At 53.1% G+C, this 798-nt stretch carries 1 protein-coding gene; it reads right to left on the bottom strand.

Annotated features, from left to right (window positions below):
- A partial coding sequence (locus RUMCAL_RS03480) for a hypothetical protein (RefSeq protein ID WP_021681137.1) occupies positions 1 to 798 on the bottom strand: 798 nt, incomplete at both ends.

The following is a 798-nucleotide window of genomic DNA, read 5'->3' as shown; positions in this document are numbered from 1 at the left end:
GCTTGTCGCCTGCGGTACCAGTCTGTGTGCCGGTTGTAATGTTTGCAGTCTTGTCATCGCCGCTTGCCGCAGCAGTAGTAGCAGTTGTAGTCGGGTTATGCTTGGTAGTAGTTGCATTGGTTGTCGGGTTGCTGCTGCTTCCCTCGTCCAGAACGACCTTGTCGATCTTGACGCTGCTTGCGTCCGGATAGAAGACCATTGCCTTGACAGTCTGACCTACATTGGACGGAATGTTATAAGTTGCCTTGCACTGACCATTTGCACCAACGCTAACCTCAAAGTCAGTCTGTTCCCAGGAACCAGTCCATGTGCCGAATGCACCGCTGGAGTTGGTGTCCTTGGTAGAAATGGTGTAGTACAGCGTTGCAGACTTTGCACCGTTGGGAGCAAACTCTGCGTACAGCTGCTTGTCGCCTGCGGTACCAGTCTGTGTGCCGGTGGTGATATTGGCATTCTTGCCGCCGCCGGAAGTATTTCCACTGGTAGCAACAGTTGTGGTGACCGGTGTGCTGCTTTCGTCCAGAACGACCTTTTCGATCTCAACGCTGCTTGCGTCCGGATAAAAGACCATTGCCTTGACAGTTGCACCAACGTTGGACGGAATGTTGTAGGACACCTTGCACTCACCGTTTGCACCAACGGTAACCTCAAAGTCTTCCTGCACCCAGGAGCCTGTCCATGTGCCGAATGCACCGCTGGAGTTGGTGTCCTTGGTGGAAATGGTGTAATACAGAGTTGCAGTCTTTGCACCATTGGGAGCAAATTCTGCGTACAGCTGCTTGTCGCCTGCGGTACCAG

Source organism: Ruminococcus callidus ATCC 27760 (assembly GCF_000468015.1).
Taxonomy (GTDB): Bacteria; Bacillota; Clostridia; order Oscillospirales; family Ruminococcaceae; genus Ruminococcus_C; species Ruminococcus_C callidus.
Note: the sequence above shows the minus strand (reverse complement) of the source record. Positions and strands in the feature narration are given on the sequence as shown.